The sequence below is a fragment of the Clostridium sp. HBUAS56017 genome (assembly GCF_007115085.1).
GTDB classification, from domain to species: domain Bacteria; phylum Bacillota; class Clostridia; order Clostridiales; family Clostridiaceae; genus Clostridium; species Clostridium cibarium.
In genome coordinates this window covers 1-1,113 of sequence record NZ_SULK01000003.1, presented here as the reverse complement: position 1 = coordinate 1,113, position 1,113 = coordinate 1, and the positions used below count along the sequence as shown (strand labels likewise).

Genomic DNA, 1,113 nt, shown 5'->3' with positions numbered 1-1,113 from the left:
TTTAATGGTTTATTTGTTATGTTCTTTGAACTTTTTAAGTTCATTACACCATATTTCTACTAATTCTCTGAGCTCTGTAGTTTCAATTTCACACCAGTTACCCATTCCGTCTTCAGCTAAATTATCATATATTTGTGTTTTATCTTTATGAATTTCTACACCACATACATTTCCGTTTAATTCTTCATATCCAGATTCTCCACTCAACACTTTATCTATTGCTTCAAAAATGTATGAACTAAAAGGTTGAACATCTGCTGATAGAAACGTTGATAGAATCTCATACTTTTTTTCAAAATCAAAGACTATATCATCTTTTTTATCATTATACATTATCTCTCTAATTTCATATTTCAAGTTCATTTAACTTCACCTCATATAATTAATATTCTGGAAATGCACTAATTATTTTATTTGTATTTGAATCAATATACATTTTAATTTTCATACCATTTGATGTATATCCATAAAATTCATTGCCAGACTTAAATATTCTATTATTATAGGCTTTATTGATTCCATCAACAATATCTTGTGCACTCCATGATTTTGGGAAAAATGACGATACGCCATTATTAGTAGTTTTAAGCACCCCATTAACTTCAACCTTCCCAGCATAAACTCCAAATTCATTAGGTAATGATTCTGTTCCTTGAATTATATTTCCTTTAGCTGTTGGCATTCCTTCATAATGAAAGCCTACAGCCTTACCTCTAGCATTTAATTCACCTTCTAAAATATGTTCCAAAGCTCCATTCTTAAAATTCTCTATATTATTTAGCTTTGAAATATCATCTACAACTACAGCCGCCTCTTCAGAAGCTCCAACCTCTAAGTTTACCAATTATATTCCCAAAACCACTTCCGACTGGCCTACCTTTATACCCAAACTTTGTAAGTACAGGAAAGAGTCCTGCTGCTATAAATGGCTGAGTGAATTCTCCCACCATAAATTCTGATCCAATTCTAGCTGTTTCCTCATCACAACCTCCAGCCTTAAAAATCATATACTGATCATTCATCATAGTTCCACCAGTGCGTATCCAAAATGCATCAAAAAAATATTTCATTTTTTCAAAAAAGCTAGTACTGTCATCTCTAATCCAATATCTA

The 1,113-nt window shown here is 31.4% G+C and carries 3 protein-coding genes; all 3 read right to left on the bottom strand.

The window, feature by feature from the left end:
- Positions 1–9: 9 nt before the first annotated feature.
- A complete protein-coding gene (locus FAY47_RS03880) occupies positions 10–363 on the bottom strand; it encodes a hypothetical protein (RefSeq protein WP_207706214.1) in 354 nt (117 codons plus the stop codon).
- 19 nt (positions 364–382) lie between these two features.
- Positions 383–844, bottom strand: coding sequence for an EndoU domain-containing protein (locus FAY47_RS03875; RefSeq protein ID WP_143315114.1), 462 nt, complete (start codon positions 842–844; stop codon positions 383–385).
- Positions 816–1,113 (bottom strand): hypothetical protein (locus FAY47_RS03870; RefSeq protein ID WP_185966711.1); only part of this gene is annotated, 298 nt, incomplete at its 5' end. The genes FAY47_RS03875 and FAY47_RS03870, both read right to left, overlap by 29 nt.